Origin of the sequence: Methanothermobacter tenebrarum, assembly GCF_023167465.1 — an archaeon.
Classification (GTDB): domain Archaea; phylum Methanobacteriota; class Methanobacteria; order Methanobacteriales; family DSM-23052; genus Methanothermobacter_A; species Methanothermobacter_A tenebrarum.
In genome coordinates this window covers 1,046,164-1,072,597 of record NZ_AP025698.1, presented here as the reverse complement: position 1 = coordinate 1,072,597, position 26,434 = coordinate 1,046,164, and the positions used below count along the sequence as shown (strand labels likewise).

Genomic DNA, 26,434 nt, shown 5'->3' with positions numbered 1-26,434 from the left:
CCCCATTCTTTTGTGGATGGGCATAAAATTATTTATCTTGTGTCGGCATATAACCCCAGATAGTGTAACCCAAAGGGTTACACTCTTGTGATTTTTAGTAACTTATATATACTGAGCACTTCCAGACCGGAAACATGGGAACCAGTGACAACCCCCCCAATGTTAGGGCGTGAAAACAATGTCCATATTAGAACGCCTAAAAAGGTTATTAATAGGTGAAGAAGAGCCAGAAAAACCAGAGGAAAAAGTCAAAGAGGAAGTTCCTGAGGAAGAGGTCAAAGAAGAAGAACCAGAAAAACCAGAGGAAAAACCAGAGGAAGAGGTCAGTGAAGAAACTGAAGAAGAAGTTGAAGAGGAAGTTCCTGAGGAAAAACCAGAGGAAGAGGTCAGTGAAGAAACTGAAGAAGAAGTTGAAGAGGAAGTTCCTGAGGAAAAACCAGAGGAAGAGGTCAGTGAAGAAACTGAAGAAGAAGTTGAAGAGGAAGTTCCTGAGGAAAAACCAGAGGAAGAGGTCAGTGAAGAAACTGAAGAAGAAGTTGAAGAGGAAGTTCCTGAGGAAAAACCAGAGGAAGAGGTCAGTGAAGAAACTGAAGAAGAAGTTGAAGAGGAAGAAAAACCTGAAAGGAGTGATATAATGACCTTGTTAAAAGGAGAAGAAGAACTTATAAGAAGAAGTGATGTAGACAAGGAATTCTCCGAGAAAGTTAAAGCAGCTGGTGGAGAAAGCCTTGAATACTGCTTCCAATGTGGAACATGCACAGGATCCTGCCCATCAGGTAGGAGAACACCCTACAAGGTAAGGCAGATAATCAGAAAAGCAAACATGGGCCTGAAAGACCAGCTCCTATCAGACCCAGCATTATGGATGTGCACAACCTGCTATTCCTGCCAGGAAAGATGCCCAAGGAAAGTCAAGATAGTTGACGTTGTAAAACTAATAAGAAATGAAGCAGCCAAAGCAGGATACATGTCCCCAGTACACAAGGCCGTGGGCTCATTCGTTATAAAAACAGGACACGGAGTGCCAATAGACGACGCCACAAAACAGTTAAGGGATGCTGTAGGCCTGGGAGAGCTGCCACCAACAACACATTCATTCCCAGAAGCCCTCGAAGAAGTTCAGAAGATCATAAAAGCAACAGGATTCGATTCACTCATAGGATACAACTGGGAAACAGGTGAAATAGAATAAAATTGGAGGCTGAGAAGAATGGCATTCGCATACTTTTTAGGATGTATAATGAACAACAGGTACCCTGGGATAGAAAAGGCAACAAGAGTACTATTCGACCAACTAGGAATAGAATTAAAGGACATGGAAGGAGCATCCTGCTGCCCAGCCCCTGGAGTGTTCGGATCATTTGACAGGACAACATGGGCATCCATCGCAGCAAGGAACATAACAATCGCAGAGGAAATGGACGCAGACCTTATGACAGAATGTAACGGGTGCTTTGGTTCACTATTTGAGGCAAACCACCTACTAAAAGAAAATGAAGAAATGAGAAATAAAGTCAATGAAGTACTTAAAGAAGTTGGCAGAGAATACAAAGGAAAGATCAATGTAAGACACTTCGCCGAGATATTATATAATGACGTTGGACTCGACAAACTATCAGAACTGGTTAAAAAACCACTAGATTTAAATGTGGCAGTACACTACGGTTGCCACTTCCTAAAACCAAGCGAAGAAATCGGTATTGACAACCCAGAGGATCCAACCATCCTAGACGAGCTGGTGGAGGTTACAGGCGCCAAATCAGTACCATACAAGGATAAGATGATGTGCTGCGGCGCAGGTGGAGGTGTGAGATCCCGAGACCTAGAAGTGGCATTAGACTTCACAAGAGAAAAGATAATAAACATGCAAGAGGCAGGAGCCGATGTAATAGTCAACGTATGCCCATTCTGCCACCTACAATTCGACAGGGGCCAGGTAGAGATCAAGGAGAAATTCGGGGAAGAATATAACATGCCAGTACTTCACCTTGCACAATTGTTAGGACTTGCAATGGACCTTGACATAAGGGACATAGTCATAGACGCTCACAATGTCCAAGTTGATCCAGTGATAAGGAAGATAGAGGAATCCTTAGCCGAAAAGGATATCACAATAGGGGGAGAATAGAATACCCCCCATTTTATAATCTTTTTCTCCATTTTTTCTTAGAAAATTACTTATATAACAAACAACCCTAGTTTTTATATAGTTTAAAATTTGAGGTGTATCCATATTGTTCATAGCAACATTGCGAGGAATCTATAAATATGAAGAACTACCCGAAGAATACGCTAAATTTGCAGACTTCCACGCAGCACTAAAAAAGAAGAAGATAAAGGAAAATGAGGAGATAGCTGTACTTAACATAGTAGGCACCAACAGCTACCATGTCCTATTCCTAGAATCCTATAATAGCCTGGATGAGATCAAAGATGAACTTAAAGAGGCAGGTGCCAAGATAAACCAGCCCACATTAAAGATACTGGAAGGACACCTATGACCCTACCAGTAGAACAAACCTGGATGGTACTCCTAGGATTATTAACAGATTTGAAAAAAAGAGGATTAAAAGTACCCAAGAGTATAAACGAGGAAATGCGACTAGTAAAAGCGTCAATAAACTTTTACAAGACAGACACGACCAACCCCCAGATGGTAAAAGAATTGAAAAGAATAAACGAGATGTTAAATGAAATCCAGGAGACCCTACTAGAGATTGCAGAATCCGTCAACAAAGACTATCAGGGGCAATGGATCGAAAAACTTAAAAGAGCCTCACTAGGAGAGGAAGTATATAAGGTGCCGGAGCCAAGGGCACGGTTCATAATCGGGGCGCCACCAGGATTCTCACTTGCAAGAGTCCACCTACAAGAACCATTATCAGAGGACAGAATCCAAGAAATAGCAGAAGAACACAGTCTCATCATAGAATTCGAAGAAGACGATCTAATAGCAATCTACGGCGAAAAAGAGAATATAAAAAAGGGCCTCAGGGAGATAGGCTCCTTCTTCCACGAGTGAACACACCCCACCATCCTATCGGATGGATGCTCCAATGACGAAGCCTTGCTGAGTATACCATGTAGAGTCATAGTCTGGTGGGCTCTCCCAGCCCGTCCCCAAATATTCACTTTAATCAGAGGATAATCCCCTACCTTCTCCCCTCTTGATCATCCCACCGGCTCCTTTCAGCCTATAGGATATGGGGGTAAACTGAACACACACTAATAAATCTTTTCTGGGCTCATGGGTTCCCCGCCGGTAAAGTTAAAATATACTCTACTATAATATTCCTAGGGGGATGTTCCCACGCAATGGGGAGAAGGAAAGTTTCCAAACCAAATGTCTCCCATAAAATTTTCAAACCCCATGGATAAGAATGGGGAGAGCAGGCAAGGACCTGCTTTTTGGACGCTGGAGCCCCAATCTGATGGGATAGGGCACTTCACGGGGTGATATGAATATGAATATATTAGCACTTAGCGACCTCCATGGTATAAACCCGAGGACAATCCACCAATACCTCGAAGAAAACAAAATAGACCTTATAATAATAGCAGGGGATATAACACACTTCGGACCACCAGAACTTGCAAGGGACATATTAGATGATATGGCAGCACACAAGATACCGGTCCTGGCAGTGCCGGGAAACTGCGACCCCCATGGTATACACGCCCACATAGAAAATTCCAAGGCATTAAACATACACGCCAAAACCACTAACATAAAGGGGATTTCATTCTGTGGCCTTGGGGGATCGAATCCAACACCATTTAACACCCCACTAGAATTTGAAGAAGATGAAATATACCAGATCCTCAAAGATGCCATAAAGGATGATATAACAATCCTCATAACACATGCACCCCCATATGGTACGCGAGCAGACAAACTACCCAGTGGAGAGCATGTAGGCAGCAAAAGCATAAGGAGGATAATAGAAGAGCACCAACCAAAACTTAATATCTGCGGTCACATCCACGAAGGTAGGGGAGAGGACAGGATAGGAGACACCATCATAATAAACCCTGGAGAAACCTCCAAGGGGGAAGCATGTCTAATAGAAATAGATGATGGGAAAATAAATACAAAGTTCATAAAACTAGGATAGCCCCCAGACGCCGCGAGTGCATATGGGGATTTTTATCTTTCTTATTTTATTGGGGGTGAAAATCCATGATAATGGTCCAAGGAGAAGTGAGTGGTAAAAAGTATACAGAACCATTCTCGAAGGGTGTTCTTGCAAGATCATTAACCAGGGCCGAAATGGACCCGAACAAGGCTTACACTTTCGCATCAAAGATAGAAGCCTACCTTAAGAAAAAGAAGATAGACCTTATAACAATCGACGAACTAGTAGAGATAGTGTTTGATAAGCTCAAAGAGGAAGACAAGGAGATAGCGGAAAAATACATGCTCTGGAGGCGTATAAGAGAGCATAAAGAGCCCCTCATAATACTCATAGGTGGAGCGTCAGGTGTCGGCACTTCATCAATAGCATTCGAGGTCGCTAACCGCCTAGGTATAAGGAACATGATAAGTACAGACATGATAAGGGAGGTAATGCGTAAGATAGTATCCAGGGATCTTCTACCATCATTATATGAGTCAAGTTACACGGCATACCAGTCACTCAGGATACCACCCCCACCAGAACTTGACGAAGTCCTGATAGGATTCAGAGACCATGTAGATACTGTGAGTGTTGGTGTGGAGGCTGTAATCGAAAGAGCCCTCAAGGAGGGTATAAGTATTGTGATTGAGGGTGTTCACATCGTGCCAGGATTCATAAGAGAGGATCTCGTGAACAAGGAAAATGTTGCAATGTTTGTTTTAACAGTACCGGATGAGAACATCCACAAGGGAAGATTCTATTCGAGATGCAGACAAACATGGGCCAGAAGACCATTGAAGAGGTACATAAGCTACTTCTGGGCTATAAGGAGGATACACAAGTACTTCGAGGCCCAGGCCAGGAAATATAATGTGCCAGTCATCGAAAACATTGATGTTGTCACCACGATAGATTCGATCATAAAATCTCTTACTAAGACAACTGTAAAAGGAGGCAAGGAAGTTGCTGAGGAAATTGGATAAAATAAAAGTCGAAGATGTTATGACAAAGGATCCTATCACGGTTAAACCATCAGAGGATGTGGTCTTCGCATTTGAAAAACTCATGAAACATAAAATAAGCGCATTACCAGTTGAAGAGGATGGAAAACTCAGGGGTATAGTGACGGCCACAGACCTTGGCCACAACCTCATATTAGACAATTACATGTTGGGCACGACAGTAGGGGAGGTTATGGTAGAGGATGTTGCCACCATAAAACCCGGGGAAACCTTAAAGGATGCCATAGAGAGAATGTACCAATACGGCCAGGATGAGGGCATCATAAACCAACTGGTAGTGGTGGAGGATGATGAGATCGTGGGTATAATCTCTGATGGTGACATTATAAAAGTCCTGAAAGAACTTTGAGGAGAGAATAGGTTACGGCCCCTAATATTAGGCATGCTGGTATAGTTAAAATCCATGTATATCCGATGTCCTTTATAACATCAAATTTTAGCGTGGAAGTCCCATGGGCCAGGCCAACCCCTATCACGGAACCTACAAGGGTCTGGGTTGGTGAAATGGGCATACCATAATTTACAAAGAGGAAAACGACAACAGAAGCCGCAGCTTGGGCCGAGAAGCCCCTTGTGGGTACAAGTTCTGTAATGCGCCTGCCTATAGTCTCAGTCACTCTATCACCAAGGAATATTATACCTGTAACAAGTCCCAGAGCCCCAACAATCTTCAGAAAATCCGAACTCCCACCTGATAGGGTGAATAGCACGCCCATAGCCACCCCAAAGTCTAGGGCGCCAACATTAAACGCTGAAAAAGACGAACTAAACAGTTGAAAGTATGAGAAGAGTTTCTCCAGCCGGTCCCTGACAGAAACGCTCTTCACGCGCCTGATAACCCCTACTTTTATAATATGGTATGTTAAAAAACCTGAAAAAAAGCCTATAATTGGGGAGGAGATCCAACTTAGGATTATATAGGTTATAGTGTTTAGGTTCATACCAGTCCAGCCAACACTCACAAGACCAACACCAATAACAGCACTAACCATAGCATCTGAACCAGAGATGGGTATACCATGCAAGAGTGTTATGGTTATCCAAATAGCAGCAGTCAGAATAACAGCAAAACCTGTAATCACATTAAAGGTATCAGGGGGTATTATACCCTCTCCAATGGTCCTTATAATGTTACCACCAAAAAATAGAGCCCCTAGGAAGGCGAAGAAGGCGCCTAGTAGAAGAGCCTTCCGCATACTCAGGGCGCCACTACCCACAGCAGTGCCAATAGAATTACCAATATCATTAGCCGCAATATTAAAGGCGAAATACAAACCTAAAAGGACACTTAGCAAGAGGAGAGAATCCATATATAATATTATCCACCATAGTGTTTATAAAAGGGTAACCTTAAAATATCAGATAAAAACAATATAAACACGGGGCTAGACCGGAGGGTTAGGGGTCCTCTGTAAGCGCAAATCCCCTATACGGCGCGGTCGAAGTCCAGGAGGCGGCAGCCCAACCAGTTGCTAGCCCAGGTGTCCAGTGTAGAAGCCTCGTCCCACAGGATCAGCGGTGATAGGGCCCCGGCTGGAGGGCTGGGGTGAACTATCTTAGCCACGGGAACCGGGTCAGGCCTGGAAAGGAGCAGCCCTACCGTGGACAGCTGATGCTTGTGGGTCGGCGGGGTGGAGCTGGACACCTGGATCACTAGTAGCTGGGAGGACTGTCCACTCCTGGACGAGCCCCACCATTGCCGGGGTCGCCTAGTCTGGTATGGCGTTGGCCTGCTAAGCCAATGATCCTTGGGATCGCGCGGGTTCAAATCCCGTCCCCGGCGCTCACACAAAAAATTGGTGAAAAATTATGGACATATTATGGTTATGGCCTATCCTGGCCCTGATTTTTGCCCTGGTTCTAGTCTATAGGGGGCCGAGGACAAGGGGTGTGGTTATTGAGTCTGTTCTTTTAGCTTTGCTTGTGGTGATGGTTGGTTTATCCTCTATTTGGGCTTTTATTGGACATGCTTTCATGGGTGAGCGTATAGCAGCATATATAGGTTGGCCGGCTGGTAGTCCTTTCCAATTGGAGGTTGCGGTGGCGAATCTCTCCTATGGTGTTCTTGGAATTTTATCTTGGAGGTTTAGGGGCGAGTTTTGGACAGCGACTATACTAGGATTTTCCATTTTCTACCTTGGCGCGGCCTATATACACATAATGGACATGTTCAGGGGGAATTATGCTCCTGGGAATGTTGGAGCCCCATTATACTTTGATATAATATTACCCGTCCTATTATTGGGGCTTTTAGCAGCTTATAAGGTTGTTGTGAAGGGGGAGTCTAGGGTTTAATATTTTTCGTTGAATGGGCAGGTGTGGACGTTCACTATCCTTATAAGGTCTATGTCCTCTATTATCTTTTTTTCGACTTTGTGGGCTAGGCAGTGGGCTTCTCTGAGGTTCATGTCACCATCGACTTCTATGTGGAGATCTACAGCGGCGTAGGGTCCGAAATAGTTTATACGGACATTGTGTATGCCCATAACACCCTTTATGGACATTGCGGAGCGTCTGATTTCGGCCATGATACTTCTTGAGGGGACTTTGCCCATGATATTATTAATGTTTTCGCGTCCGACATCGAATGTTGTTTTTAAGACTATGATTGCTATTAGGATGGCTACAAGTGGGTCTAGGAATTTTAATCCGAGGTTGGATCCTATGACACCTACTAGTATGAGTGTGCATGAGAGTATGTCGATTTTTTGATGCTGTGCATCGGCTATGATGGCTGGACTGTTAATCTTTTCACCTATGCTCATCATATAATGTGTCATGATAGAATTTGCGATTATACCGACAAGTGCCATGGCCGCGGCGAGATAATCGGGTGGTGTTGTTATGATGAACAGTTTTTTGTATGCTTCTGATAGTATTTCATAGGCTATTATCCCGAGGAATAATACTATGATGAGACCTGCTATGGCTTCGGCTCTGCCATGTCCATAGGGGTGTTCTAGGTCGGCTGGTTTCATACCAACTTTGAAGCCTATGAATGTTATGATGGAGGTTAGTATGTCTGATAGTGTGTGGGCTGCTTCGGCGACTAGGGCGACACTTCCAGCTGTTATCCCAATTGTAAAATTTGATATGGTGAGTAGGATGTTACCTATTATACCTGTATATGCGGCTTTTTTGCCGAGTTTGGCCCGGTCATCCAATGGGGATCACGTCCGTTATGTTTTCGATTCTGTCCATGGCCTCTTTTATCTTATCATAGGAGGTTGCATATGAGAATCTTACATGGTCTTTGCCATTGTAACCGAAAGCACTCCCTGGGACGACAACAACTCCCTCTTCGAGTGCTTTTTCTGTAAATTTTGCCTCGTCGCCTACATAGGGGAACATGTAGAATGCTCCGCCTGGTTTGTTACATTCTATGCCCATGTTGTTCAGTCTCTTGTGCATTAGGTTTCTGCGTCTTCTGAATTCTGCCACCATATGGTCAACCACCCTTTGTGGGCCTTTTAGGGCTGATAGGGCGGCTGCCTGGGATATTGATGGCGCGCAGGCGGTATTATATTGGTGGATTTTTAGTAGTTCTTCTATGACCTCCCTTGGTGCGGTGATGTAGCCTATGCGGAGGCCTGTCATAGCATAGGTTTTGGAGAAACCGTTTATTATTATGGCGTTTTCTGTGAATTGGCCTGGACTGTAATGTTTCTTCTCGTAGATTATCTTCTCATAGACTTCGTCTGAGATTATTATAAGGTTTTTTTCTTCTGCCAATTCTGCTATTGCTTTGATGTCATCTTTTTCCGTGACCGCGCCTGTGGGATTGGATGGGGAATTTAATATTATGGCCTTTGTATTTTTGCCTATTAGGGATTCTATTGTTTCGGGGTTTGTTCGGAAGTTTTTTCCTTCTAGTGGTATGGGTATGGGTTTGCCTTCTGCAAGTTTTACACAGGCGTTATATGATAGAAAACCTGGGTCTGGTATTAGGACTTCGTCTTTTTTGTCTATTAGGGCTTGTGCGCACATGTAGAGTGCTTCGCTCGCCCCTACTGTTACTATGATGTCATCGGGGTCCCTTTTAATGTTGTTGTCGGATTTTAGTTTTTTTGCTATGGCCTCTCTAAGCTCTGGGATGCCCTTGTTTGGCGTGTAATGGGTGAACCCCTCCTCTAGGGCGTCTATTATGGCCTTTTTGGAATCTTCTGGGATTTCGAAGTCTGGTTCGCCTATCCCAAGGTTTATGATATCCTCCCCTTCGACTTCGAACATTTTACGGATCCTTGACAAGCTTATACCCTTCAATCTCCTAGCATACATGATTATCAGCTCTTGCACGTCCTCTTAAGACACTTATAACATGAATCGTATTCACAGTAGGGTGTTAGTTTATCCTCCTTCATTTTCAGGTGTTCCTCCATTATAAAATCATCCCTAAGACCCACATCTATTTTACTCCATGGTAGCTCTTCTCCAGGTTCACGGCCACGGGACTTCAACTTCCAATCTCTCAGGGTTGTTTTCCCCTGCCAGGCCTCCTCTATCAACTTTGAAACTTCAGGGCCGCCAGTAGATAATACATGTTGTATAAGGGCGGATCTTGGACTCCCCATTTTAACAGGCAAACCCCTAAGTTTTGTTTTCAAGAAACTCATTTTGGTTTTCATCTCATCTAGGTTGAAGGCCTCCCATTGAAGTGGAGTGTGGGGTTTAGGTACAAGGGGGTTTATGCTGAATTTAACAGGCCCTAACCTAGATAATGCTTTTATAAAATCTGCGAGTTTCTTAAGATCATTTAGTGTCTCTCCTGGGGCTCCAACCAGAAAATACATTTTAACAGATAAGCCTTTATTCACAGCCATTCTGGTAACCTTGAATATTTTATCGTCAGTGATGGGCTTGTTCAACCTTTTTCTGATCTCCCAGGTGGACTCGGGGGCTAGGGTCACTGTTTTAAGACCTCCCTCTGCGAGGACGTCCAGTAGGTTTTCTGTTACGGATTCTATGCGGAGTGATGGCATACTAACCCTGAAACCCATATCAACTAGGCCTTCACAAAGCTTGTCTATCCTTGAGTAATCAGATGCGGCTGCGCCTATCAATGATATGCTGTCAAGGCCGGTGGCTTTTTTGCCACGCTCTGCAATATTAAACAATCTACCAAGGGATGTTTCACGCTTGGGACGATAAAGGTAACCTGACATGCAGAACCTGCAACCACGGACGCAACCCCTGGAAACTCCTAGGAGGAAGGAATGGCCAAGGGCTGGTTCAAAACTTGGATCATCAGATTCGGAGACGATTTGACGAACTGGATGACAGGCACGGTCCATATCCTCAACTATAACCCTCTCAGCAGGATTATCAGGCACATACACGCCCTTTATCTCCTTGAACTCGTCCAAGCCCCCCCTGGGGTCGTCCAAGCCCATGAAAACATCCACCACATCATCTAGGACGGGTTCGGCCTCTCCGATAACAAAAAGGTCGACGAAATCCGCCAAAGGAAGAGGATTGGCGGTTACGGTTGGACCCCCAGCAATAACAAGGGGTCCACGCCCCCCACCCCTATGGGGGTCTATACCACCCCGATGCAACATCTCAAGAACCTTAAAATAATCCTCCTCATAATGTATGGTAAAACTTATAATATCGAAATCTCTAAGAAGACTAGAAGATTCAAAACTCCCACGATACGGGTAAATAAACCTCTCACACCAGGTATCCTCCCTGGAATTCAAAAAATCATAGATAATATGATAACCAAGGGAAGACATAGCCACCCTATAAAAACTAGGATAGACACTGGCAACGCGCACATCCACAAGACGCGGATCCTTCACCACAACATTATACTCACGCAACATATCAAAACCTAATATACTCCCACACCCTAATTAACCTATAGGGTGGAAACCTTGAGAAAAAAATACAAACTAGCAGCAGTAGGGGGTACATTCGACAAATTCCACAAAGGCCACCAAACCCTCCTAAAGAAGGCATTCAAAGTAGCCGAGACCGTGGCCATCGGAGTAACATCAGACAAATTCGCAGCCCAAAAAGACCCAATAGAACCCTGCAAAAAACGTATAGAAAACCTGAAAAAATACCTAAAAAAGCAGGGATACAAAAACTTCTACATAGAAAAACTAGAAGACCCATACGGGCCCACAATAGATGAGGAGAAATTCGAGGCCATAATAGTGAGTGAAGAAACCCAACCCAGGGCAGAGCAAATAAACAAGATCCGAAAAGAGAAAAAACTACCCCCACTGGATATAATAACAATAAGCATGGTGAAAGCAGAAGACGGCCGGCCCATATCATCCACAAGGATAAGAAGAGGGGAAATAGACAAGAAAGGTAAAATACTCAAAGTGATATAGATGAAGGTCAAAGTCGGGTCGCGAAACCCGGTCAAGATAAAAGCAACAAAGAACGTCCTAGAGAAAATCTACAAGAAAGTCCAGGTCACAGGAGTGAAAGTAGACCCTGGAGTCCCAAGCCAGCCAATAGGATTAGAACAGACAATAAGAGGGGCTATAAACAGGGCCCGGAGGGCATACAAGGACTGCGACTTGAGCATAGGAATAGAATCAGGCCTTCTAGAAGCGCCATTTACACTCACCGGATACGTTGACTTGCAATGGTGCGCAACCTATAATGGCGAAACAGTCACACTGGGGGTCAGCGCAGGATTCGAATACCCGCCAATGGTCATAGAAGAAGTAAAAAAGGGGAAAGAAGTAGGGGACATCATGGATAAGATCACAGGAATAAAAAACCTGGGAGAAAAAACAGGGGCGATAGCCATCCTCACCCGCGGCCTGCTAAACCGGATAGAAAACACGGAGCAGTGCATACTCATGGCCATGATACCCCACCTAAACCCTAAACTCTACAAAATATGAGGTTAGCCTTTCACAGGAGCCCATCTCAGGGCCTTTCAACCTCAAGGAGAGGCTCTATAGAATATGAGAAGGTGACCCTACATTGGATAAAAAATTATACATTATAATCTTGATAATATTCTCCGCGGGCTTTTTCACGCGCCTAGAAACCGTTGAACTCAATACTGTTGATAAATCCTATTTCACTGATGAGAATGGCCTACCATACATGTACGAGCCAGACTCATACTATAATTCTCGTTTAACCGCTAACATATTAGATCATGGGCACCCTGGAGACAGGATCATTAATGGAAAACCCTGGGATTTGCATTCACATTATCCTCCTGGGGGGCCTGTTGATTATCCTCCGCTCATCCTCTGGATTACTATAATATTCTACAAGTTCTTGAACCTTTTCACTGTCACTGATCTTATGGAAGCTTGTTTCTGGTTGCCCGCGATCATGGGACCATTAGCAGGGATTCCAATTTTTTTCTTTGTCAGAAGATATGCTGGTAGCCTGGCAGGTCTTTTCGCTGGAGTACTAGTTGTCCTGGCACCATCATACTTCGTTAGGACTGTGCCAGGATTCTATGACACTGACATTTTCATTATTTTCTTCCCAGTTCTTGTTGCTTTCTTTTTTTCTAAGGCCATAGAAACAAACAGGAATATGCCGGCTGTTTTATCGTCTTTGTCACTTGCTATCTTCTCACTTGCATGGAATGGCTGGGGATACATATTCTATATTATAATCCTATCAAGCATACCATATATCATACTCTCCAGAATCAGAGGAGGGAAGATAACCGGCTTCCTTAAGAGGCTAACAATCTTTATCATAGTCTCCCTCACCATTATATTCCTACTTGGGCGCTTAGGTTATCTTACAATTTTTTCCACTTTTTTTAGGTTCGCAGTTAAGCCGTTAGCCTTTAATGGGTGGCCGGATGTGCACGGATCCATAAGTGAACTGCAGGCTCCTGGTTTTGATGAATTTTTATCAGCAGCCGGCCCCTTGAATATGTGTCTTGGATTATTTGGGATTATAATAGTTGGGAGCATTATGCTAAGGGATGAACTTAGGAGGATTCATCTTCCAAGGCTTACATGGTATCCTTTCATTTTAATCCTAACATGGCTTATAATAGGTAACTTGGCATATTACATGGCTGCACGTTTCGCATTATTAGCCATACCACCCCTTACAATATGCACTGGATTACTCTTTGGGGTTATGGGATCCTACCTTAAACATTCACCATTCAAACGATTAAAAAAGTCTAGGAAACCCCTCATATTGGCCTTAGTGGTCCTGTTGTCTATGATCTCTGTTGTGCAAGCATTAGAGATCCGTCTCCCACCTTGTATTGATGATGATTTTGTACTTGCCTGTTCTTGGATAAAGAATGAAACACCACAATCTACTGTTATCATCAGTGAATGGAGCTACGGACACCCAATAGCAGCCTTCTCCCAAAGGCCAGTGCTCATTGACGGCGGGAGACAAACTCTGAGAAATTATTGGGTTGATCATGCATTCGCGGTTAATAATGAGAGTTTATCCATTGGAATATTCCGCATGTTATCTACAAGTGGTGATAAACCCATAAAGTTGCTTGAAAACAAAACAGGAAGTACCAGCTTAACTGTAAAGATCTTAGATGATATACTGGGCGTTGATAAGGAAAAAGCGGGAAGAATATTGGAAGAAAAATATAATATGGATCCCATATTCGCTGAGAGGCTACTATCATACACGCATCCCACTAAAAAACAACCATTTATCATATTAACATGTGACAATATGATACTCGCTGGGCGATGGTACTTCTATTATGGTGGGTGGGACTTTAACAAATCAAGGGGTCATACCGGTATCTATTCTATTGGCTCATCAAATGATACTGGTAGGATCAGAAGATACTCTAATAATGTCACATTAGACCTGGATACTGGAGGATCATGGGAAAACAAGAGACCATATAATACTCTGATAAGGGATGGGAATTCCACAAGGCTGATGGCCGGTGACAAAGAAAGCAATTTCATTGTAATATTTCTCCTAGATAAGAATTGGAGTATAATAATGGATAAGAGTTTCCGGGATTCGCTTTTTGTAAAACTTGTAATATTCAAAGAGGAGACAAGAAACTTTAAACCGGTCTACACGAACAATTCCACGATAGTATGGGTTGTGGAATGATGAAACTTAGGATGATCTTCATAGTCATTATAATATTCTTATTAGGGTTTATTGTCAGGATTGGAAATATTGATTTTCCATCCCCTGACAAAAGCCTATACTATGATGATGGTGGCCTTCAATATTTCCAAGAAAGCGACTCATACTACAATTATCGTTTAACAAGAAATCTCCTAGATCATGGTTATCTGGGGGATAAGATTATCGATGGGAAACCATGGGATCTGCATTCATATTATCCGCCTGGCGTCCCAGTAGATTATCCACCACTCCTTTCTTATATTACGATAGGATTTTATTATATTCTGAATTTTGTAACTTCTATGAGTTTAAAGGAGGCGTGTTTGTGGCTTCCCACGATCATGGGCCCATTAGCTGCTGTTATCGGATTTTTGTTCTCTCGCAGGCTTAATGGCGAATTTGGGGTTTTATAACGGGCGTGCTGGTTGCGACCGCACCATTATATGTTTATAGGACCAACTTCGGATTTTTTGATACTGATATGTTGAATATACTATTCCCACTTATCATAATATGGTTGCTGTTTGAGGCTGAAAATGCGAAGATAAAAAGGAATAGGATGATACTGGCTGGATGTTCTGGTTTTTTTTTCTTTCTGTTTTCACTTGCATGGAATGGGTGGATATATTATTTCTATATTCTATTGGTAGCATTTCTTAACCCTATCAAAGGTAGAGATTTTAGTCTAGTTTTGCCTTTTCTTTCGGTTTCGGTTTCTCTTATTGGAATCTTTAATATATTCGGCTTGTTTAATGCTCTCATGACCCCTATGCAACTTGCTCATCTTTTAGGTGGGGGGAACATCTGGTATCCCTGGCCCGACTCGTATAGGGACGTTGCGGAATTGCAAACACCCACCATGGAAACATTTATAGTTGTTGCATCCCCTTTAATCCTTATCTTTGGACTTATTGGCCTAATTACATTATATAGGCGTGTTAGATCATTAACCGGGCTTATATTATTCTTGTGGAGTGTTTCATCGGTTTTTTCCACCCTTAAAGGTGCTAGGTTCATCATGTTACTTATCCCACCTTTATCTATCCTGGCTGGGATGTTCTGGCACGAATTTAACAATACCCTAAAAAGGAGATTAAAAAATATCCATAAGAATAGGATAATTAATATTCTACAGTTGAGTATACTATCTGTTATATTTTTACAGTTTTTTTCACTTTTGAGTGTAACATCCGATTTTAAACCGGGTTATGATGATTATTTCATGGAAGCAGCCCAGTGGATAAACAGTAACACGCCAGAGGATAGTGTTATAATCACGGATTGGAGTTATGGCCATTTCTTCGCTAGTGAAGCCCACAGGCCAGTTGCATTTGATGGTAGACTAGCCTACATTGAAACCCTACCCATAAGAGGATACTGGTATGATCATAGACTGGACCCGGAGATTCCCACAACAGCCCGCGACTATTGGATAAACCTTGCACTCACAACAGACAATCCCATCCTTGCAGAAAATACTTTTAAGATGCTAGCCACAAGCGGAGACCAAGCCTATCTCCTCCTCAACAATTACACCCACAACAAAACACGCTCATACACCATACTTCATAGTATACTAGCAGTAGATAAAGAAACTGCATATAACATATTAAAGGAGAACGGCCTATCAGATGAAAAAGCCGAAAAAGTACTAGAGTACACCCACCCAGGGACTACAAGACCATTCATTGTCGTAATAGTAGATGAGATGGCCACAAGGATAAAAACACCAACTACAAACCAACCAATAACCTATGTGGATAATGGGGGGAGGCCGTATTCCATAATCAGGGATGGAAGTGAAGAAATCATTGACAAAAAAAGCAGCTTCTCCATGATAATAATAGGAAATAGGACATTAATCGTGGATAAAAACTATAGAAACTCGCTCCTGGTAAAATTTTTAGCAGGTGAAAATGTTGGAGATTTTATAAAAGTCTTTGAAAACCAAAAAATAAGAATATATATAGGAGGAGGCTGAGGTTATAGTTTTTGGATGGTGGAGTCGCGGGACGCATCTATTACCTCGGTGATGTTCCCTGCGATGGCACCTGCAATATCCCTGACATACACGCCCACAACTATCACTATGATTAACAAGGCACCTATGATCAATATCATCTCAGCACTGACCTGAGCCTCCTCCTCCAACACACAAATCATCCTATTATCCTTGTGATAAATTAGTTCTTACATTCTGTATGTCCTCTACGCTGTTAAGGCTCTGACCTTGGAAGTATCTTCTGTATAGTATTAGTGCTACTATTGCTATGACGATTACGCCACCGAATAGTAGTATATATTCTGCTGCTCCTTGTCCTTTCTCATCCTTTAATAATCTCATCATTTACACCTCCCATATCACTATATTATTATAGTTTTGTTTTTTCTTATAAACCTTTTCTATGATGAAAATTTCTTTTTCACAATATATTTATAGGGTATTGTGTATATTTTCACATAATCTGTGTTGGGGGTTTTGGGAGTGCCGAGGAAATATAACATTGACCAGATCATACTCAGATTACTCGCGGAGGATGACCTTTCGAGGCGGGAGATAGCTGAGAAGACCAGGGAGGCTCTGGGCAGGCCGGTTTCTGATAAGAGCATTAACGAGGCCTTGATGAAGCTCCTGGAAGATGGGAAGGTGCAAGTTGTAGATTATGATCTTAGTGTCTATAATAGTGTTAAAAGGATACAATCTATAAAATCTGATGGTATAGTTTTTGGTCTTATGAGGAAGGATCCTTTTAAGATTTCCATGTTGTTTAGGAGGACGGAGTCGGAGGATGCTGGGGAGGCTGAAAGAGCATATAAGAAACTTAGGAGGCTTTTCAGGGCGAAGATGGCTGTTGCTGGTATGAAGGATTATACTCTTTTTGACAGGATGATGAATGAAATATTCATCATGGATTCCAAGAATAAGGATAGGATAATCAGGAGACTCTCCTGGGCGCTAAGCGACGAAAAAGGCTCACTAGATGAATTCGAGGATCTTATACATTATTTCAAGGTGAGGGAATATTAACGGTTTCGGGCGACATTCTCCCTTACATTTTTCAAGTCCTCAGAACTTGAAAAAGGACTCTGGTCTTTGAAGTATGAATAATAGATCCCTAATGCTAAGATTGCGAAGATTATAACAGCCCCGAATAATAAAACGTACTCCGCCGCACCCTGACCCTTCTCATCAAATATCATCAACAAGAACCCCCCATCCATGTTTCTATATTAGACCTTAATATATTATATTATTTATGGGATTCTCATGTGGGGGTCTTTGAGTTGTTCTGTCTTTTGGAATTCTCCCTGTGAACCTGTTTGGGGGGTTCCTGATTCATTGACCAGGGCATAGGATCCTTCATCTCATACTTGCTCTTAAACTTTGCAGGTTCCTAGCGTTTCCATTATAGGTGCTTTTTGGGCTTTCATCCCCCACTGGTGGGTTTCCCCACCGATAAAGTTAAGAATGTTCAAATCCTCAGAATGTAGGATGATTTTACGATCTCGGGCTTATAAGACCACCTCAAATGGGAAGCTCTCTGTAAATTTAATTCATTCCCCTCAAGGATTACTGCCAAACCCTTATATATTTTGCATTAGACTTTTCATCCTAGGGGTAAAATTTATTATCAAAAGAATAAAATATAAGGTATAATAAAATGTTATGGGGAGGGTGTTCGAATTGATTTATCTTTTGGTCACTATTGGAGGCGTGGGTTTGCTTATTATTGGACTTTATCTTATGAGTTTTGGTTTTGGGGTGCCGCCCAGTTTTGGCTTATTCTTTTTAGGATTATGTTTATCTGTCATGGGAATGCTTATGATAGCATTATTCGCAGGGGGTATAGACCTTCAATCATTAAAGATTGAAACAACCCCAAAGATCCCCAGAAGAAAACCAAGAAAGGAGAAAAAACCCACGAGAAGGCCTCGGCCAGGAGTCATGGAAAAACTAAAAACCGAAATAAAACCCAAAAAAGAAACCCCCACCAAAAAACCCAAAAAGGAGAAGGGTACGAATTTTGTTAAAGAGCGCTTGCGATCACTTAAAAGAAGGTATATGGATGATGTTGAAGGTGTTGATGCAGTTATAGAAGAGCGCATGAGCCCTTTTGTAGGAGTTTTAGACAAGATGAAAAGTACTATAATATGGTCATTTGACGCCTTTGACGTCCAGGATACCATGCGGGATATACTAACAGGAGCCAATGAGAGCATAATCCTAATGTATCCTTGGATCCGCAACCTGGACATTTCAATATTAAAAAAATTCATGGACACAAAAAGCAGAGTGATAATCCAAGAGGCTAGCCTAGATGATGATGCCTCAGTAGAACTCATAAAACTCTTAATGGATAACAATGTAGATATAAGGACAATGCCACATATACATACTGTCGCAGCCGTCGTAGATAATAAAAAGGGCCTTATAATCTCCACAGATCCCATATATGACAGCTTCGAAGTAGGTGTAGTATATGATGACAGAAGATCCATCAAAGAAATAGAAAAATTATTCGAGAAAGCTTGGAGTCTCTCTAAGGAGATCTCAATAGGAGGATAGTCTATGGAGCTTAGATGGTTTGGACATTCAGCATTTGAAATAGTATCGGAGGAGAAAACCAGGATACTTATTGACCCTTTCATAAGCAACAACCCAGCCTGTAACATGCCAGTAGAGGAGTTAAAGGCTGACTTGATCTTTGTGACACATGGACACGCGGACCACCTTGGGGATGCTATGGAGATAGCCAACCGAAGCAAGGCGCTGCTTGTGGGCACCCATGAACTCTCTGTATTCTTTTCGAAGCAAGGACTCGAAAGTGAGGGTATGAACATTGGGGGGTCCCTAAAATTCGACGATATCAAGGTGACCATGGTTGACGCCAAACACTCCCCTGATATAGACTTCACAGATGAAATAACCCCAGGGGGGAGTGCTTGTGGGTTCATATTCCAATTAGAGGACGGTCAGAAGATATACCATGCGGGGGACACTGGCTTATTCAGTGACATGAAAGCAGTTATCGGGGAAATCTACAAGCCAGATATCGCACTTCTACCAATAGGTGACCGTTATACTATGGGACCAGAGGATGCTATAGTAGCGGCCAAGTGGATATCACCCCGGAAGGTCATACCAATGCACTATAATACTTTCCCGGTCATAGAACAGGATCCTACCATATTCAAGGAAATCCTAGAAGAGGAGACACCTATAAAAGTTATAATATTAGAGCCTGGTGAAACATACAAGGAATAAGAGTTGAGTATGATGAATAGTTTTTTCAGGAGATTGTTAGACACTTTACTTCGAAGGAGGAGGAAAATTAGAATAGGCTTATACGGGCATCCGAATTCTGGTAAAACCACACTAGCAAATACAATCTGTGAAGATTGGATCGGGAAACCCCTGGGGGTGATATCAGAGATACCTCATGAGACTAGGTCTGTCTACAAACAAGAGGAGGTGGTCATAGAAAAAGACGGGGCCAAATTATACTTTGACATTATAGACACTCCTGGGGTGGCTACGAAGGTCGATTACAAGAATTTCCTAAAATATGGATTGTCAGAGAGAGAAGCCAAGGAAAGGGCTAAAGAGGCTACTAAGGGTATAATAGAGGCTATAAAGTGGTTGGATGATGTTACTGGGGTTCTGCTCGTTATGGATTCTACAGAGGATCCGTTGACACAAGCGAATATAACAATAATAGGGAACTTGGAGGCGAGGAGGATACCATTCCTTATAATAGCTAATAAGATAGACTTGCCGGAATCATCAGCGGATAGGATATCAGCAGTTTTCCCACAGCATACTGTCGTGCCGATATCAGCATTACACAAGGAAAATATAGAACAGTTATACATGGAAATGGTGAAAAAATTTAGGTAAAAGGGGTTAAAAAAATGGAAGGCTTAAAGATGGATTTTTTATCATCAAAGGCCCTTGAGGATAAGAGTAGTCTTGAAAAGATTTCAATGATCATAGAACGGGTGAAGGATGGTGACATCCTAGTACTGGAGGGGAGTCTCACACCATCAGAAGAGGCGGAGCTCATTGAAACAACGATGAGGGAAATAGACATTGAAAACTTTGTGGGTATAGATATACACACCCTGGAAAAGGATGAAAAGTCGTTCTTCGGCTTCTCAAAGAAGAAGACTATTGGACTCACCATAATCGGCCCAGCCAATGTCATGAAGACGGTTAAAAAGAGGTCCAATTTCCTTTCCATGATTGCGAAGATTGGTGATTCTGGTGCATCAGTGCATTAACTGCGGCGCCAAGTATAAGAGTGTTGCAGAGCTTTCAAATGGATGTCCCAAGTGTGGTGGCAGATACTTCAAGTACACTCATAAGAAGAGGAGGAGACAGGAGGGTAAAGGGCCGGGTGGTTCTATAGAGACTATAATGATACATGAAAATGGCATCTATGAGGTTAACTTGACACCGCTCCTCGAGGATGATTCCATAATAGTATCAGATGAGGAAGGAAAGTATGTCATCGACTTAAATTTTCTCTTGAAAAAGCATTTGAAAAAAAGGAGATCCTAGGCTAGGCTGCACTTTCCGGGTGGAAGAACCCTCATAATATCCTCAAGGGTGAAAACCTGACTGGGGTCTATCCTTTTAAGTATCTCCTTGGCTATGACCTCTTTTTTGGTGTAACCGGGTTTTATTATAACATAATCTTTGGTATGTTTTTTAAGGGCGCTTGTAGGGCCGCTCATGACCCTTGGACCTTCATAGTCTATTATGCCAACTGCTATTTCGAGTGGCACGCCCCTTATATAGTTTCTGTGACCTTTTATTACAAAAGCCCCTTTTGGCAGGTATTCTCCTGGTGGTGGCGTTTTTGTCACCTGCTCGGGGTGGACCCAGTAAACGTCAAGGTGACTGTATCCGTGTTTCCATGCGTTGGAGAATGATGCGGCGAATACTGCGGCTTCTTTTATCGTCTTTTCTGGCATTTTCTCGCCTTTGCTTTTTATTATGACTGATGGGGCTCCGTGGATGTCTGAGTGGAGGTAGATGTCCTTGGGTTCCATGTATTTTTTTACGAGTATTTCATTGGTTGTGGCGTCTCTACCAGCTAATACTAGGAAGCCCTGGGATGAGATGAACCATCTGAATTTTTCGAACCATTTAAGTTTTCTTTTGATTCTTTTTTCTGGTAGGGTTATCTTCTTGAGTGCTGTTTCCTTTTTTTCTTTGACCTTTTCTAGTTTCTTTCGGGTTTCTTTGATAGCGTCTTTCACTCCAACTATTTTCTTCTTGGCCTTTTTGGCCTTTTCATAGAATGCTTCTGCGTTTTCTTCGAGGCTTTTTGTTGCGTCTAGGGTTATTGTTTTGTCTTCTATTTTTATTGTGATTTTGCCTTTTCTGTTGAGTGATTCTATTATCTGGGCTTCGGGTATTTTCTCTTTTTTACCCTTTTTCACTCTTTTAAGTATTTCTTCGTGTGGGTATTCTTTTCTGGCCTTTGATATGGTCTCTAGTAGGTTTTGGATTAGTTTGTAGTTTGAGTAGATTAGGTCGCCTTTTAGGGAGGATTCTTTGGCTTTTCTTTTGTAATCTTTAAGGGTTCCTTCTTGTATTCTCAGTCTTTTCTCGTATTTTCTTATTTTGTCTTCCCATGTTTCTTCTTTCTCCCTTTTTATCCTTTCCCGGATTTTCTTTGAGAAGAATTCGTCAGCGGCTTCGTTATAGGTATTGTAATATTCTCTTTTTTGGTCCTTGTATATTTCAAGTTCTAGTGGTATAACGTCTTTTTCTTGGATTATGTTGGGTGTGAAATCTAATCTTTTAAGGGGTTTGAAGACTTCATTTATGCTGTCATAGATTTTTTTAATATCATCTATGTTTAGTTTGTTCGCTGGCAGGTTCTTCCGGATCCCCGCCCTTAAGAGGACTTCTTCAGCGTATAAGCCCCCTAGTCCACTGCGTGCGAGGGTTCTTACGATGTCTGTCTCTGATCCTCTTATCTGTTGGGCTAGTTGGTCCATGTCAAATTCTAGTGGGTTTATGGCCTGGCCTGGGGGGTGTTTGTAGGTTTCTCCTGGGAGGATTTTCCTCCCACTCCACACTTCCCTCCTAAATGGTAATATTATCTTATCATCTTCGTCTAGGAGTATTATGTTGCCCTTTCCGAATAGTTCAATTACTAGCGTGTATATCTTGTTCTTTTTTATTTTGAGTTTCAGTATCCGGTCGAAATCGTATTGTTCAACCCCTTCTATTGTTCCACCTTTCAGGTGTTTGCGGAGTAACATTGGAAACGATGGTGGTATCATAGGATTCTCCAGGGGGTAACGTGTCAGGTGCGCTCTTACACCAGCTTGTATGAGAAGATCTACTCTACCCTCCCCTTTAACGTGCAATCTCAAGATTATAGTATCCTCTAATGGCTGGTAGGCTTTAGCGACCCTCGCACCCTTTAATAGTTTGTCTAATTCATGGGCTACTGCGAAAACATCAACATTTGACATTGTCTTCATAGGTTCACCATAAAAAAGAATAGATCATGAGTGGCAACTTTTATATAAATTAGATGATAACATCCTTTATGAATTTTTTCATGGAGGTAAGATTTAGATGGACGTTGATGCCAAGATAACAGCAATCCATAGCCTGGCAGGTTTTATAGCTGCTATAATCTCATTCATAGTATCAGGCGGCTCCATACCAGCGCTCGGTAAAAATCAGGCGCTTGGAACATTCATGGGCCTTATCATCCTCCTCTTAGCAGGGAATATTGCCGAGAGGATCTTTGAAAAGGAAGAAGTTGGCGGTTTTAAGGGATGGCTGTCAAATGGTGTTCTCCCATTCATATTTGTCTGGTTCATGGTATGGGCGATCCTGTTAACCACAACCACGATCTAAAGTTGAGATAGAATATCCATACAAGGACGAACATTAATGCTACCAGGAATATTATCGGGGCCAGTATCCTGCTAACAGCTACGATAGAACTTATAGTGGATACAAGTTCTGTTGAATTAGTAGGGCCTAGGGTGTTAAGATTTTTCACCCTTGCAGTGGCACAGGCCACCTCCACTGGTTCCAGATCATCAACTGCAGATTCTACGCATCCAATTATAGCCTCTAGGATCTTGTCTTTTTTCCTTTTACCCACGGGATTATGGCCTCCTGAGAGGGTGTTCACATAATGTGTGTCGGTGGTCATCACCTCCCCATCCTCGATGCCTAGGGACTTTACACTTTCAAGTATTTCCTCCCTGAAACCCTGGACCATGTTATTGGCATCAAGGAGGATGTAGGCTGTCCTCTGACCATCGACCTCTACTAGGAGAACTTTCACACCACTTTGACCCACACCATCTTCCTTTGATAGTCCATCTAGGCTGTTGGATGCGCAGCCAACCTTTAAATTTTTCATATCCCCTGGACATTTAAGCCCATCAAGGGCGTCCATAAGATCAAAAACTTCACTGTTACCTGGCATGACCCTGCTAGCTTCCCCTTTGAATGAGTTATGGCAATCGACTAGTATAACATTCTTTGAATTGCAACGGCTCTTGGCGAGGTTTATGAGTGAGAGGCCCACGCCAAAGTCAATATCATCAAAGCCATGGGGTGCCATTGTTGCCAACAATAATAAACCGTCACCGAAGAATTGCACTCCAATCTTGGCATTATCATTTTCCAGCCGATGGAATCTGCTGGCATGGTTGTGGTATTCCATATCATCTAGGACATTTTTTATAGCCTTTTCCATTTTTTCGATTTCCTTTGTAGATACTGGGTTGAAGTCGTGGGTTGATGGTCCGTGGGCTACCATCGTGAAGGTGTTAAATTTTTCAGCGAGTATTGTGGGCATGTTACCCCCACCGATACTACCAATTGGCCCTGGGTGTACGGATGGGCTCAGGAATAGGCTTTTAAGTTTTGAACCCTTTTTGAATGCTATCACGCCTATGATGGTGTCTATTGGCTCGCCTATTTCCTCGAAGAGGCCTTCGAGTGCTGGTGAATCCTCGCTGATGTGGGATAGGAAAAGGCTTAAAAATTCTAGGGAGCCAACCCCAAGGTTGCGTCGCATGGGAGATTCAACCACGAGCACAAATGAGTAGATGGCCAATATTAGGATGGCTGATGCTACTATAGCCTTAACAAGGAATGCTAGTATGCTGAAATAGCCAATGTTAGTAGTTGTAAGACTGAAGAAAACCACCACGATATCCATGGAGATTATGAGGGCTGGTTGAATTGCCGCAATAAGCATGGAATTTAAGAAGCTAATATTGGAGGTACCCCATATGACAATGAGTCTGAAGGCGAAAATGATAGCAGAAGCCAAGATTATGAAATTGATTATAAGATCCGCCCCAAACAGGGTTGAGGATATGCAACCTATAAGGTATACCAGTGAGAATATTAGCATGGAAAAGAAGGCGAGGAACATTGACTGTTTCATTTTCATCCTCCGGCCGCCAAGAGAATTAACCCAGGGTTGTGTTAAGGCACCGGCCATGATAGACCCAAATCCAAATATTATAACACCACTAGTGCCACCATCAACTATATCCTCGAGAAGACCGGTCTTAACAGGATCTAATAGGAATCCAACAGCCCCAATGATGAAACTTAGGAATATCATTGAGAGTAGGGAGATCCTAGTAGGAGGCAAGCTCATAATATACTTTGAAAGGCTCATGATGTTCTTTGTACTCGACAATTTTGATTCTCCCCCCATTGTCTAACATTAGGTATCTCACCTAGGATAAAAATATTTACTATAAAATCACCCCAATAAAATTTGATGGGTTTCCACCCTTTAGATTGGGGGGCTGATAAGAGTGGAAGTGAAACTTAAAACACCATTATCTGATGAGGATGTTAAAGGGCTTAGGATAGGTGATATCGTCTATATTTCAGGGAGGATATTCACGGCCCGTGACCGTGCACATGAGAAGATGATAAGAGAGGGGGCGCCATATGACCTAAAAGGGACTGTGATATTCCACGCGGGGCCTATAATAAGACAAAGGGGACCCCTCGATGGGGATATTATAGAGGACCCCCCTGTGGATCTTATCGTTGTAGGGCCGACAACAAGCGCTAGAATGAACCCATACCAGTCCAGGATCATAAGTTTAGGCGTTAAGGCGATAATAGGCAAGGGTGGTATGGATAAGAGCGTGCAGGATGCTTTAACCAGGGAATGTGCAGTTTACCTTGCAGCGGTTGGTGGATGCGCGGCACTCTACGCAGAGAATGTTAAAAGGGTTAGGAGGGTTTACTGGCCAAGCCTTGGCATCCCAGAGGCTATATGGGAGTTCGAAGTCCAGGACTTCGGGCCTTTGATCGTTACCATGGACTCCAATGGTGAAAACTTGTATGAGAAGGTTAAATGTTAACCTGCAGGGGATGATAGATACCCACATCCACCCGGGACCGGATATAGTACCTAGATTATTGGATGATATCGAAGTTGCAAGACAGGCTCGACTTGAAGAAATGGAGGCCATAGTAATAAAGAGTCATGTTGAACCAACCGCCTCAAGGGCTAGGATAGCATCTAAGGTCACGGGCTTGAAGGTCATAGGTGGTGTGACACTCAATGAGACCATCGGGAGCTTGAATCCTAGTGCTGTGGAGGCCTCGGCAGAACTTGGGGGGAGATTCGTGTGGATGCTTACAATTTCAAGGGAAAAGGTTAACCTTTCAAATGTTGGGGAGGTTTTAGATGTTATAGCAGAACATGACCTAGTACTTGCAACAGGACACCTTAGACCATATGAGATCCTTGAACTTATAGATTTGGCAAGATCCACCGGGATACAGAGGATACTAGTCAATCACCCCCTGACGGGAGTGGTGGGTGCAAGTTTAGAAGAGCAGAGGGAAATGTCAAGGCATGCGATCCTTGAACATTGCCTTGTAGCATGTTTCCATGAACAACTACCCTTGGGTAGGATTATAGAGGCTATAGAATATGTTGGATATAGAAAGTGTATAATTGCCACAGACCTTGGCCAGGAACATAACCCACCCCCGGTAGATGGGCTTAAATGGTTTATAGTGTCCCTCATCCAAGGTGGATTAAAAGAAAAGCATATCAATTGGATGTGCTCATCAGCCCCCAAAAGGTTAATATTCTAGAAGTTTAATTTTGTGACTAACTATATTTCTAAAGTTTTCATATGGAAAGGAATAAAAGAAGACAAAAAACATACTATTAAATA

30 protein-coding genes, 1 tRNA gene, 1 other RNA gene and 1 pseudogene are annotated in these 26,434 nt (G+C 42.7%); 24 read left to right on the top strand and 9 right to left on the bottom strand.

The annotated features are described in order from the left end of the window. The first annotated feature begins 178 nt into the window (after nucleotides 1-178). From hdrC to MTTB_RS06020, 7 genes are all read left to right on the top strand, one after another. The gene (gene hdrC, locus MTTB_RS06050; protein ID WP_248564121.1) at nucleotides 179-1,192 is read left to right on the top strand and encodes a CoB--CoM heterodisulfide reductase subunit C; all 1,014 of its coding nucleotides are present in this window, start codon (nucleotides 179-181) and stop codon (nucleotides 1,190-1,192) included. An 18-nt stretch (nucleotides 1,193-1,210) separates the two neighbouring features. Beyond that, the gene (gene hdrB, locus MTTB_RS06045) at nucleotides 1,211-2,128 is read left to right on the top strand and encodes a CoB--CoM heterodisulfide reductase subunit B (protein WP_248564120.1); all 918 of its coding nucleotides are present in this window, start codon (nucleotides 1,211-1,213) and stop codon (nucleotides 2,126-2,128) included. 106 nt (nucleotides 2,129-2,234) lie between these two features. Next, nucleotides 2,235-2,501: a DUF749 domain-containing protein gene (locus MTTB_RS06040; RefSeq protein WP_248564119.1), complete on the top strand. Its 267-nt coding sequence runs from the start codon at nucleotides 2,235-2,237 to the stop codon at nucleotides 2,499-2,501. Then, nucleotides 2,498-3,022: a DUF2096 domain-containing protein gene (locus MTTB_RS06035; protein ID WP_248564118.1), complete on the top strand. Its 525-nt coding sequence runs from the start codon at nucleotides 2,498-2,500 to the stop codon at nucleotides 3,020-3,022. Before MTTB_RS06040 ends, MTTB_RS06035 begins: the two co-directional genes overlap by 4 nt. Before the next feature lie 442 nt (nucleotides 3,023-3,464). After that, nucleotides 3,465-4,115 carry a metallophosphoesterase gene (locus MTTB_RS06030; protein WP_248564117.1) on the top strand — a complete coding sequence of 217 codons (651 nt, stop codon included), beginning with the start codon at nucleotides 3,465-3,467 and terminating at the stop codon, nucleotides 4,113-4,115. Between the two features lie 65 nt (nucleotides 4,116-4,180). Further along, complete coding sequence (locus tag MTTB_RS06025) at nucleotides 4,181-5,101, top strand: 2-phosphoglycerate kinase (protein ID WP_248564116.1); 921 nt, start codon at nucleotides 4,181-4,183, stop codon at nucleotides 5,099-5,101. Between the two features lie 19 nt (nucleotides 5,102-5,120). Then, nucleotides 5,121-5,489, top strand: coding sequence for a CBS domain-containing protein (locus MTTB_RS06020; protein ID WP_248565299.1), 369 nt, complete (start codon nucleotides 5,121-5,123; stop codon nucleotides 5,487-5,489). Here the strand turns inward: MTTB_RS06020 and MTTB_RS06015 are convergent. Beyond that, nucleotides 5,464-6,336, bottom strand: a complete 873-nt coding sequence (locus MTTB_RS06015; protein WP_248565298.1) for an inorganic phosphate transporter — start codon at nucleotides 6,334-6,336, stop codon at nucleotides 5,464-5,466. The two genes, MTTB_RS06020 and MTTB_RS06015, sit on opposite strands and share 26 nt — an antisense overlap. 182 nt (nucleotides 6,337-6,518) lie before the next feature. Here MTTB_RS06015 and ffs point away from each other — a divergent pair. The 3 genes from ffs (at nucleotide 6,519) to MTTB_RS06000 (ending at nucleotide 7,435) form a co-directional block, all read left to right on the top strand. Then, an RNA gene (gene ffs / locus MTTB_RS06010) (signal recognition particle sRNA) lies at nucleotides 6,519-6,835 on the top strand. A gap of 3 nt (nucleotides 6,836-6,838) precedes the next feature. After that, a tRNA-Ser gene (locus MTTB_RS06005) sits at nucleotides 6,839-6,923 on the top strand. A gap of 26 nt (nucleotides 6,924-6,949) precedes the next feature. After that, nucleotides 6,950-7,435, top strand: coding sequence for a DUF6790 family protein (locus MTTB_RS06000; RefSeq protein WP_345893999.1), 486 nt, complete (start codon nucleotides 6,950-6,952; stop codon nucleotides 7,433-7,435). Here the strand turns inward: MTTB_RS06000 and MTTB_RS05995 are convergent. The 3 genes from MTTB_RS05995 to MTTB_RS05985 are packed head-to-tail and all read right to left on the bottom strand — an operon-like array spanning nucleotide 7,432 to nucleotide 10,875. Beyond that, the gene (locus tag MTTB_RS05995) at nucleotides 7,432-8,304 is read right to left on the bottom strand and encodes a cation diffusion facilitator family transporter (RefSeq protein WP_248564114.1); all 873 of its coding nucleotides are present in this window, start codon (nucleotides 8,302-8,304) and stop codon (nucleotides 7,432-7,434) included. The two genes, MTTB_RS06000 and MTTB_RS05995, sit on opposite strands and share 4 nt — an antisense overlap. After that, nucleotides 8,297-9,424: a pyridoxal phosphate-dependent aminotransferase gene (locus MTTB_RS05990; RefSeq protein ID WP_248565297.1), complete on the bottom strand. Its 1,128-nt coding sequence runs from the start codon at nucleotides 9,422-9,424 to the stop codon at nucleotides 8,297-8,299. Before MTTB_RS05990 ends, MTTB_RS05995 begins: the two co-directional genes overlap by 8 nt. Next, nucleotides 9,424-10,875 (bottom strand): radical SAM protein, encoded by a 1,452-nt coding sequence (locus MTTB_RS05985; RefSeq protein ID WP_248564113.1) that lies wholly within the window; start codon nucleotides 10,873-10,875, stop codon nucleotides 9,424-9,426. Before MTTB_RS05985 ends, MTTB_RS05990 begins: the two co-directional genes overlap by 1 nt. A 141-nt stretch (nucleotides 10,876-11,016) precedes the next feature. Here MTTB_RS05985 and MTTB_RS05980 point away from each other — a divergent pair, with 141 nt between their 5' ends. The 5 genes and pseudogenes from MTTB_RS05980 (at nucleotide 11,017) to MTTB_RS08400 (ending at nucleotide 16,199) form a co-directional block, all read left to right on the top strand. Continuing rightward, on the top strand, nucleotides 11,017-11,484 hold the full coding sequence (locus tag MTTB_RS05980; RefSeq protein ID WP_248564112.1) for a phosphopantetheine adenylyltransferase: 468 nt from the start codon (nucleotides 11,017-11,019) through the stop codon (nucleotides 11,482-11,484). Beyond that, nucleotides 11,485-12,009 (top strand): inosine/xanthosine triphosphatase, encoded by a 525-nt coding sequence (yjjX, locus tag MTTB_RS05975; RefSeq protein WP_248564111.1) that lies wholly within the window; start codon nucleotides 11,485-11,487, stop codon nucleotides 12,007-12,009. An 82-nt stretch (nucleotides 12,010-12,091) separates the two neighbouring features. Then, entirely contained in the window at nucleotides 12,092-14,197 is a 2,106-nt protein-coding gene (locus tag MTTB_RS05970; RefSeq protein WP_248564110.1) for a dolichyl-diphosphooligosaccharide--protein glycosyltransferase subunit STT3, read from the top strand. Beyond that, nucleotides 14,182-15,314 (top strand): annotated as a pseudogene (locus MTTB_RS08455) (STT3 domain-containing protein); the annotation flags it as partial. The gene MTTB_RS05970 and the pseudogene MTTB_RS08455, both read left to right, overlap by 16 nt. A gap of 126 nt (nucleotides 15,315-15,440) precedes the next feature. Further along, nucleotides 15,441-16,199, top strand: coding sequence for a hypothetical protein (locus MTTB_RS08400; RefSeq protein ID WP_345893997.1), 759 nt, complete (start codon nucleotides 15,441-15,443; stop codon nucleotides 16,197-16,199). 2 nt (nucleotides 16,200-16,201) lie between these two features. Here the strand turns inward: MTTB_RS08400 and MTTB_RS05955 are convergent, their stop codons facing one another. Both MTTB_RS05955 and MTTB_RS05950 read right to left on the bottom strand, forming a co-directional pair. Then, on the bottom strand, nucleotides 16,202-16,381 hold the full coding sequence (locus tag MTTB_RS05955; protein ID WP_248564107.1) for a class III signal peptide-containing protein: 180 nt from the start codon (nucleotides 16,379-16,381) through the stop codon (nucleotides 16,202-16,204). Nucleotides 16,382-16,385: 4 nt separating this feature from the next. Then, nucleotides 16,386-16,562, bottom strand: a complete 177-nt coding sequence (locus MTTB_RS05950; RefSeq protein ID WP_248565296.1) for a Flp family type IVb pilin — start codon at nucleotides 16,560-16,562, stop codon at nucleotides 16,386-16,388. A gap of 141 nt (nucleotides 16,563-16,703) precedes the next feature. Here MTTB_RS05950 and MTTB_RS05945 point away from each other — a divergent pair, with 141 nt between their 5' ends. Continuing rightward, the gene (locus MTTB_RS05945) at nucleotides 16,704-17,246 is read left to right on the top strand and encodes a hypothetical protein (RefSeq protein ID WP_248564106.1); all 543 of its coding nucleotides are present in this window, start codon (nucleotides 16,704-16,706) and stop codon (nucleotides 17,244-17,246) included. On the opposite strand, the gene MTTB_RS05940 is transcribed toward MTTB_RS05945, so the two are convergent. Next, nucleotides 17,243-17,419 carry a class III signal peptide-containing protein gene (locus tag MTTB_RS05940; RefSeq protein ID WP_345893996.1) on the bottom strand — a complete coding sequence of 59 codons (177 nt, stop codon included), beginning with the start codon at nucleotides 17,417-17,419 and terminating at the stop codon, nucleotides 17,243-17,245. The genes MTTB_RS05945 and MTTB_RS05940 overlap by 4 nt on opposite strands. A gap of 475 nt (nucleotides 17,420-17,894) precedes the next feature. Here MTTB_RS05940 and MTTB_RS05935 point away from each other — a divergent pair, with 475 nt between their 5' ends. From MTTB_RS05935 to MTTB_RS05915, 5 genes are read left to right on the top strand one after another with little or no spacing between them, the layout of a single operon-like run. Further along, nucleotides 17,895-18,785 carry a phospholipase D-like domain-containing protein gene (locus MTTB_RS05935; protein WP_345893995.1) on the top strand — a complete coding sequence of 297 codons (891 nt, stop codon included), beginning with the start codon at nucleotides 17,895-17,897 and terminating at the stop codon, nucleotides 18,783-18,785. Between the two features lie 3 nt (nucleotides 18,786-18,788). After that, nucleotides 18,789-19,484 carry a metal-dependent hydrolase gene (locus MTTB_RS05930; RefSeq protein WP_248564104.1) on the top strand — a complete coding sequence of 232 codons (696 nt, stop codon included), beginning with the start codon at nucleotides 18,789-18,791 and terminating at the stop codon, nucleotides 19,482-19,484. A gap of 9 nt (nucleotides 19,485-19,493) precedes the next feature. Then, nucleotides 19,494-20,117, top strand: coding sequence for an Era-like GTP-binding protein (locus MTTB_RS05925; RefSeq protein WP_428343361.1), 624 nt, complete (start codon nucleotides 19,494-19,496; stop codon nucleotides 20,115-20,117). A gap of 14 nt (nucleotides 20,118-20,131) precedes the next feature. Next, on the top strand, nucleotides 20,132-20,500 hold the full coding sequence (locus tag MTTB_RS05920; RefSeq protein ID WP_248564103.1) for a DUF2073 domain-containing protein: 369 nt from the start codon (nucleotides 20,132-20,134) through the stop codon (nucleotides 20,498-20,500). Then, nucleotides 20,484-20,780 carry a Zn-ribbon domain-containing protein gene (locus tag MTTB_RS05915; protein WP_248564102.1) on the top strand — a complete coding sequence of 99 codons (297 nt, stop codon included), beginning with the start codon at nucleotides 20,484-20,486 and terminating at the stop codon, nucleotides 20,778-20,780. Before MTTB_RS05920 ends, MTTB_RS05915 begins: the two co-directional genes overlap by 17 nt. On the opposite strand, the gene rqcH is transcribed toward MTTB_RS05915, so the two are convergent. Continuing rightward, the gene (gene rqcH, locus MTTB_RS05910; RefSeq protein WP_248564101.1) at nucleotides 20,777-22,723 is read right to left on the bottom strand and encodes a ribosome rescue protein RqcH; all 1,947 of its coding nucleotides are present in this window, start codon (nucleotides 22,721-22,723) and stop codon (nucleotides 20,777-20,779) included. The two genes, MTTB_RS05915 and rqcH, sit on opposite strands and share 4 nt — an antisense overlap. 97 nt (nucleotides 22,724-22,820) lie before the next feature. Here rqcH and MTTB_RS05905 point away from each other — a divergent pair, with 97 nt between their 5' ends. After that, nucleotides 22,821-23,108, top strand: coding sequence for a DUF5379 domain-containing protein (locus MTTB_RS05905; protein ID WP_248564100.1), 288 nt, complete (start codon nucleotides 22,821-22,823; stop codon nucleotides 23,106-23,108). Here MTTB_RS05905 and MTTB_RS05900 read toward each other — a convergent pair. Beyond that, nucleotides 23,068-24,924, bottom strand: a complete 1,857-nt coding sequence (locus MTTB_RS05900; protein WP_248564099.1) for a DUF2070 family protein — start codon at nucleotides 24,922-24,924, stop codon at nucleotides 23,068-23,070. The two genes, MTTB_RS05905 and MTTB_RS05900, sit on opposite strands and share 41 nt — an antisense overlap. 121 nt (nucleotides 24,925-25,045) lie before the next feature. Between MTTB_RS05900 and MTTB_RS05895 the strand changes: the two genes are divergently transcribed. Both MTTB_RS05895 and MTTB_RS05890 read left to right on the top strand, forming a co-directional pair. Then, nucleotides 25,046-25,606 (top strand): FumA C-terminus/TtdB family hydratase beta subunit, encoded by a 561-nt coding sequence (locus MTTB_RS05895; RefSeq protein ID WP_248564098.1) that lies wholly within the window; start codon nucleotides 25,046-25,048, stop codon nucleotides 25,604-25,606. Continuing rightward, nucleotides 25,587-26,351 (top strand): DUF6282 family protein, encoded by a 765-nt coding sequence (locus MTTB_RS05890; protein WP_248564097.1) that lies wholly within the window; start codon nucleotides 25,587-25,589, stop codon nucleotides 26,349-26,351. Before MTTB_RS05895 ends, MTTB_RS05890 begins: the two co-directional genes overlap by 20 nt. Nucleotides 26,352-26,434: the final 83 nt, after the last annotated feature.

Excerpts from the sequence above, each read along its gene's own strand:
- MTTB_RS05955 (WP_248564107.1), bottom strand. The coding sequence starts at position 16,381 with ATGATTTGTGTGTTGGAGGAGGAGGCTCAGGTCAGTGCTGAGATGATA.
- yjjX (WP_248564111.1), top strand. The coding sequence starts at position 11,485 with ATGAAGGTCAAAGTCGGGTCGCGAAACCCGGTCAAGATAAAAGCAACA.
- MTTB_RS06030 (WP_248564117.1), top strand. The coding sequence starts at position 3,465 with ATGAATATATTAGCACTTAGCGACCTCCATGGTATAAACCCGAGGACA.
- MTTB_RS05925 (WP_428343361.1), top strand. The coding sequence starts at position 19,494 with ATGATGAATAGTTTTTTCAGGAGATTGTTAGACACTTTACTTCGAAGG.
- MTTB_RS05930 (WP_248564104.1), top strand. The coding sequence starts at position 18,789 with ATGGAGCTTAGATGGTTTGGACATTCAGCATTTGAAATAGTATCGGAG.
- hdrC (WP_248564121.1), top strand. The coding sequence starts at position 179 with ATGTCCATATTAGAACGCCTAAAAAGGTTATTAATAGGTGAAGAAGAG.
- MTTB_RS06000 (WP_345893999.1), top strand. The coding sequence starts at position 6,950 with ATGGACATATTATGGTTATGGCCTATCCTGGCCCTGATTTTTGCCCTG.
- MTTB_RS08400 (WP_345893997.1), top strand. The coding sequence starts at position 15,441 with ATGGAAGCAGCCCAGTGGATAAACAGTAACACGCCAGAGGATAGTGTT.
- MTTB_RS05940 (WP_345893996.1), bottom strand. The coding sequence starts at position 17,419 with ATGATATTTGATGAGAAGGGTCAGGGTGCGGCGGAGTACGTTTTATTA.
- MTTB_RS05920 (WP_248564103.1), top strand. The coding sequence starts at position 20,132 with ATGGAAGGCTTAAAGATGGATTTTTTATCATCAAAGGCCCTTGAGGAT.
- MTTB_RS05905 (WP_248564100.1), top strand. The coding sequence starts at position 22,821 with ATGGACGTTGATGCCAAGATAACAGCAATCCATAGCCTGGCAGGTTTT.
- MTTB_RS05985 (WP_248564113.1), bottom strand. The coding sequence starts at position 10,875 with ATGTCTTCCCTTGGTTATCATATTATCTATGATTTTTTGAATTCCAGG.
- MTTB_RS06020 (WP_248565299.1), top strand. The coding sequence starts at position 5,121 with ATGACAAAGGATCCTATCACGGTTAAACCATCAGAGGATGTGGTCTTC.
- MTTB_RS06035 (WP_248564118.1), top strand. The coding sequence starts at position 2,498 with ATGACCCTACCAGTAGAACAAACCTGGATGGTACTCCTAGGATTATTA.
- MTTB_RS05950 (WP_248565296.1), bottom strand. The coding sequence starts at position 16,562 with ATGAGATTATTAAAGGATGAGAAAGGACAAGGAGCAGCAGAATATATA.
- hdrB (WP_248564120.1), top strand. The coding sequence starts at position 1,211 with ATGGCATTCGCATACTTTTTAGGATGTATAATGAACAACAGGTACCCT.
- MTTB_RS06025 (WP_248564116.1), top strand. The coding sequence starts at position 4,181 with ATGATAATGGTCCAAGGAGAAGTGAGTGGTAAAAAGTATACAGAACCA.
- rqcH (WP_248564101.1), bottom strand. The coding sequence starts at position 22,723 with ATGAAGACAATGTCAAATGTTGATGTTTTCGCAGTAGCCCATGAATTA.
- MTTB_RS05890 (WP_248564097.1), top strand. The coding sequence starts at position 25,587 with ATGAGAAGGTTAAATGTTAACCTGCAGGGGATGATAGATACCCACATC.
- MTTB_RS06015 (WP_248565298.1), bottom strand. The coding sequence starts at position 6,336 with ATGCGGAAGGCTCTTCTACTAGGCGCCTTCTTCGCCTTCCTAGGGGCT.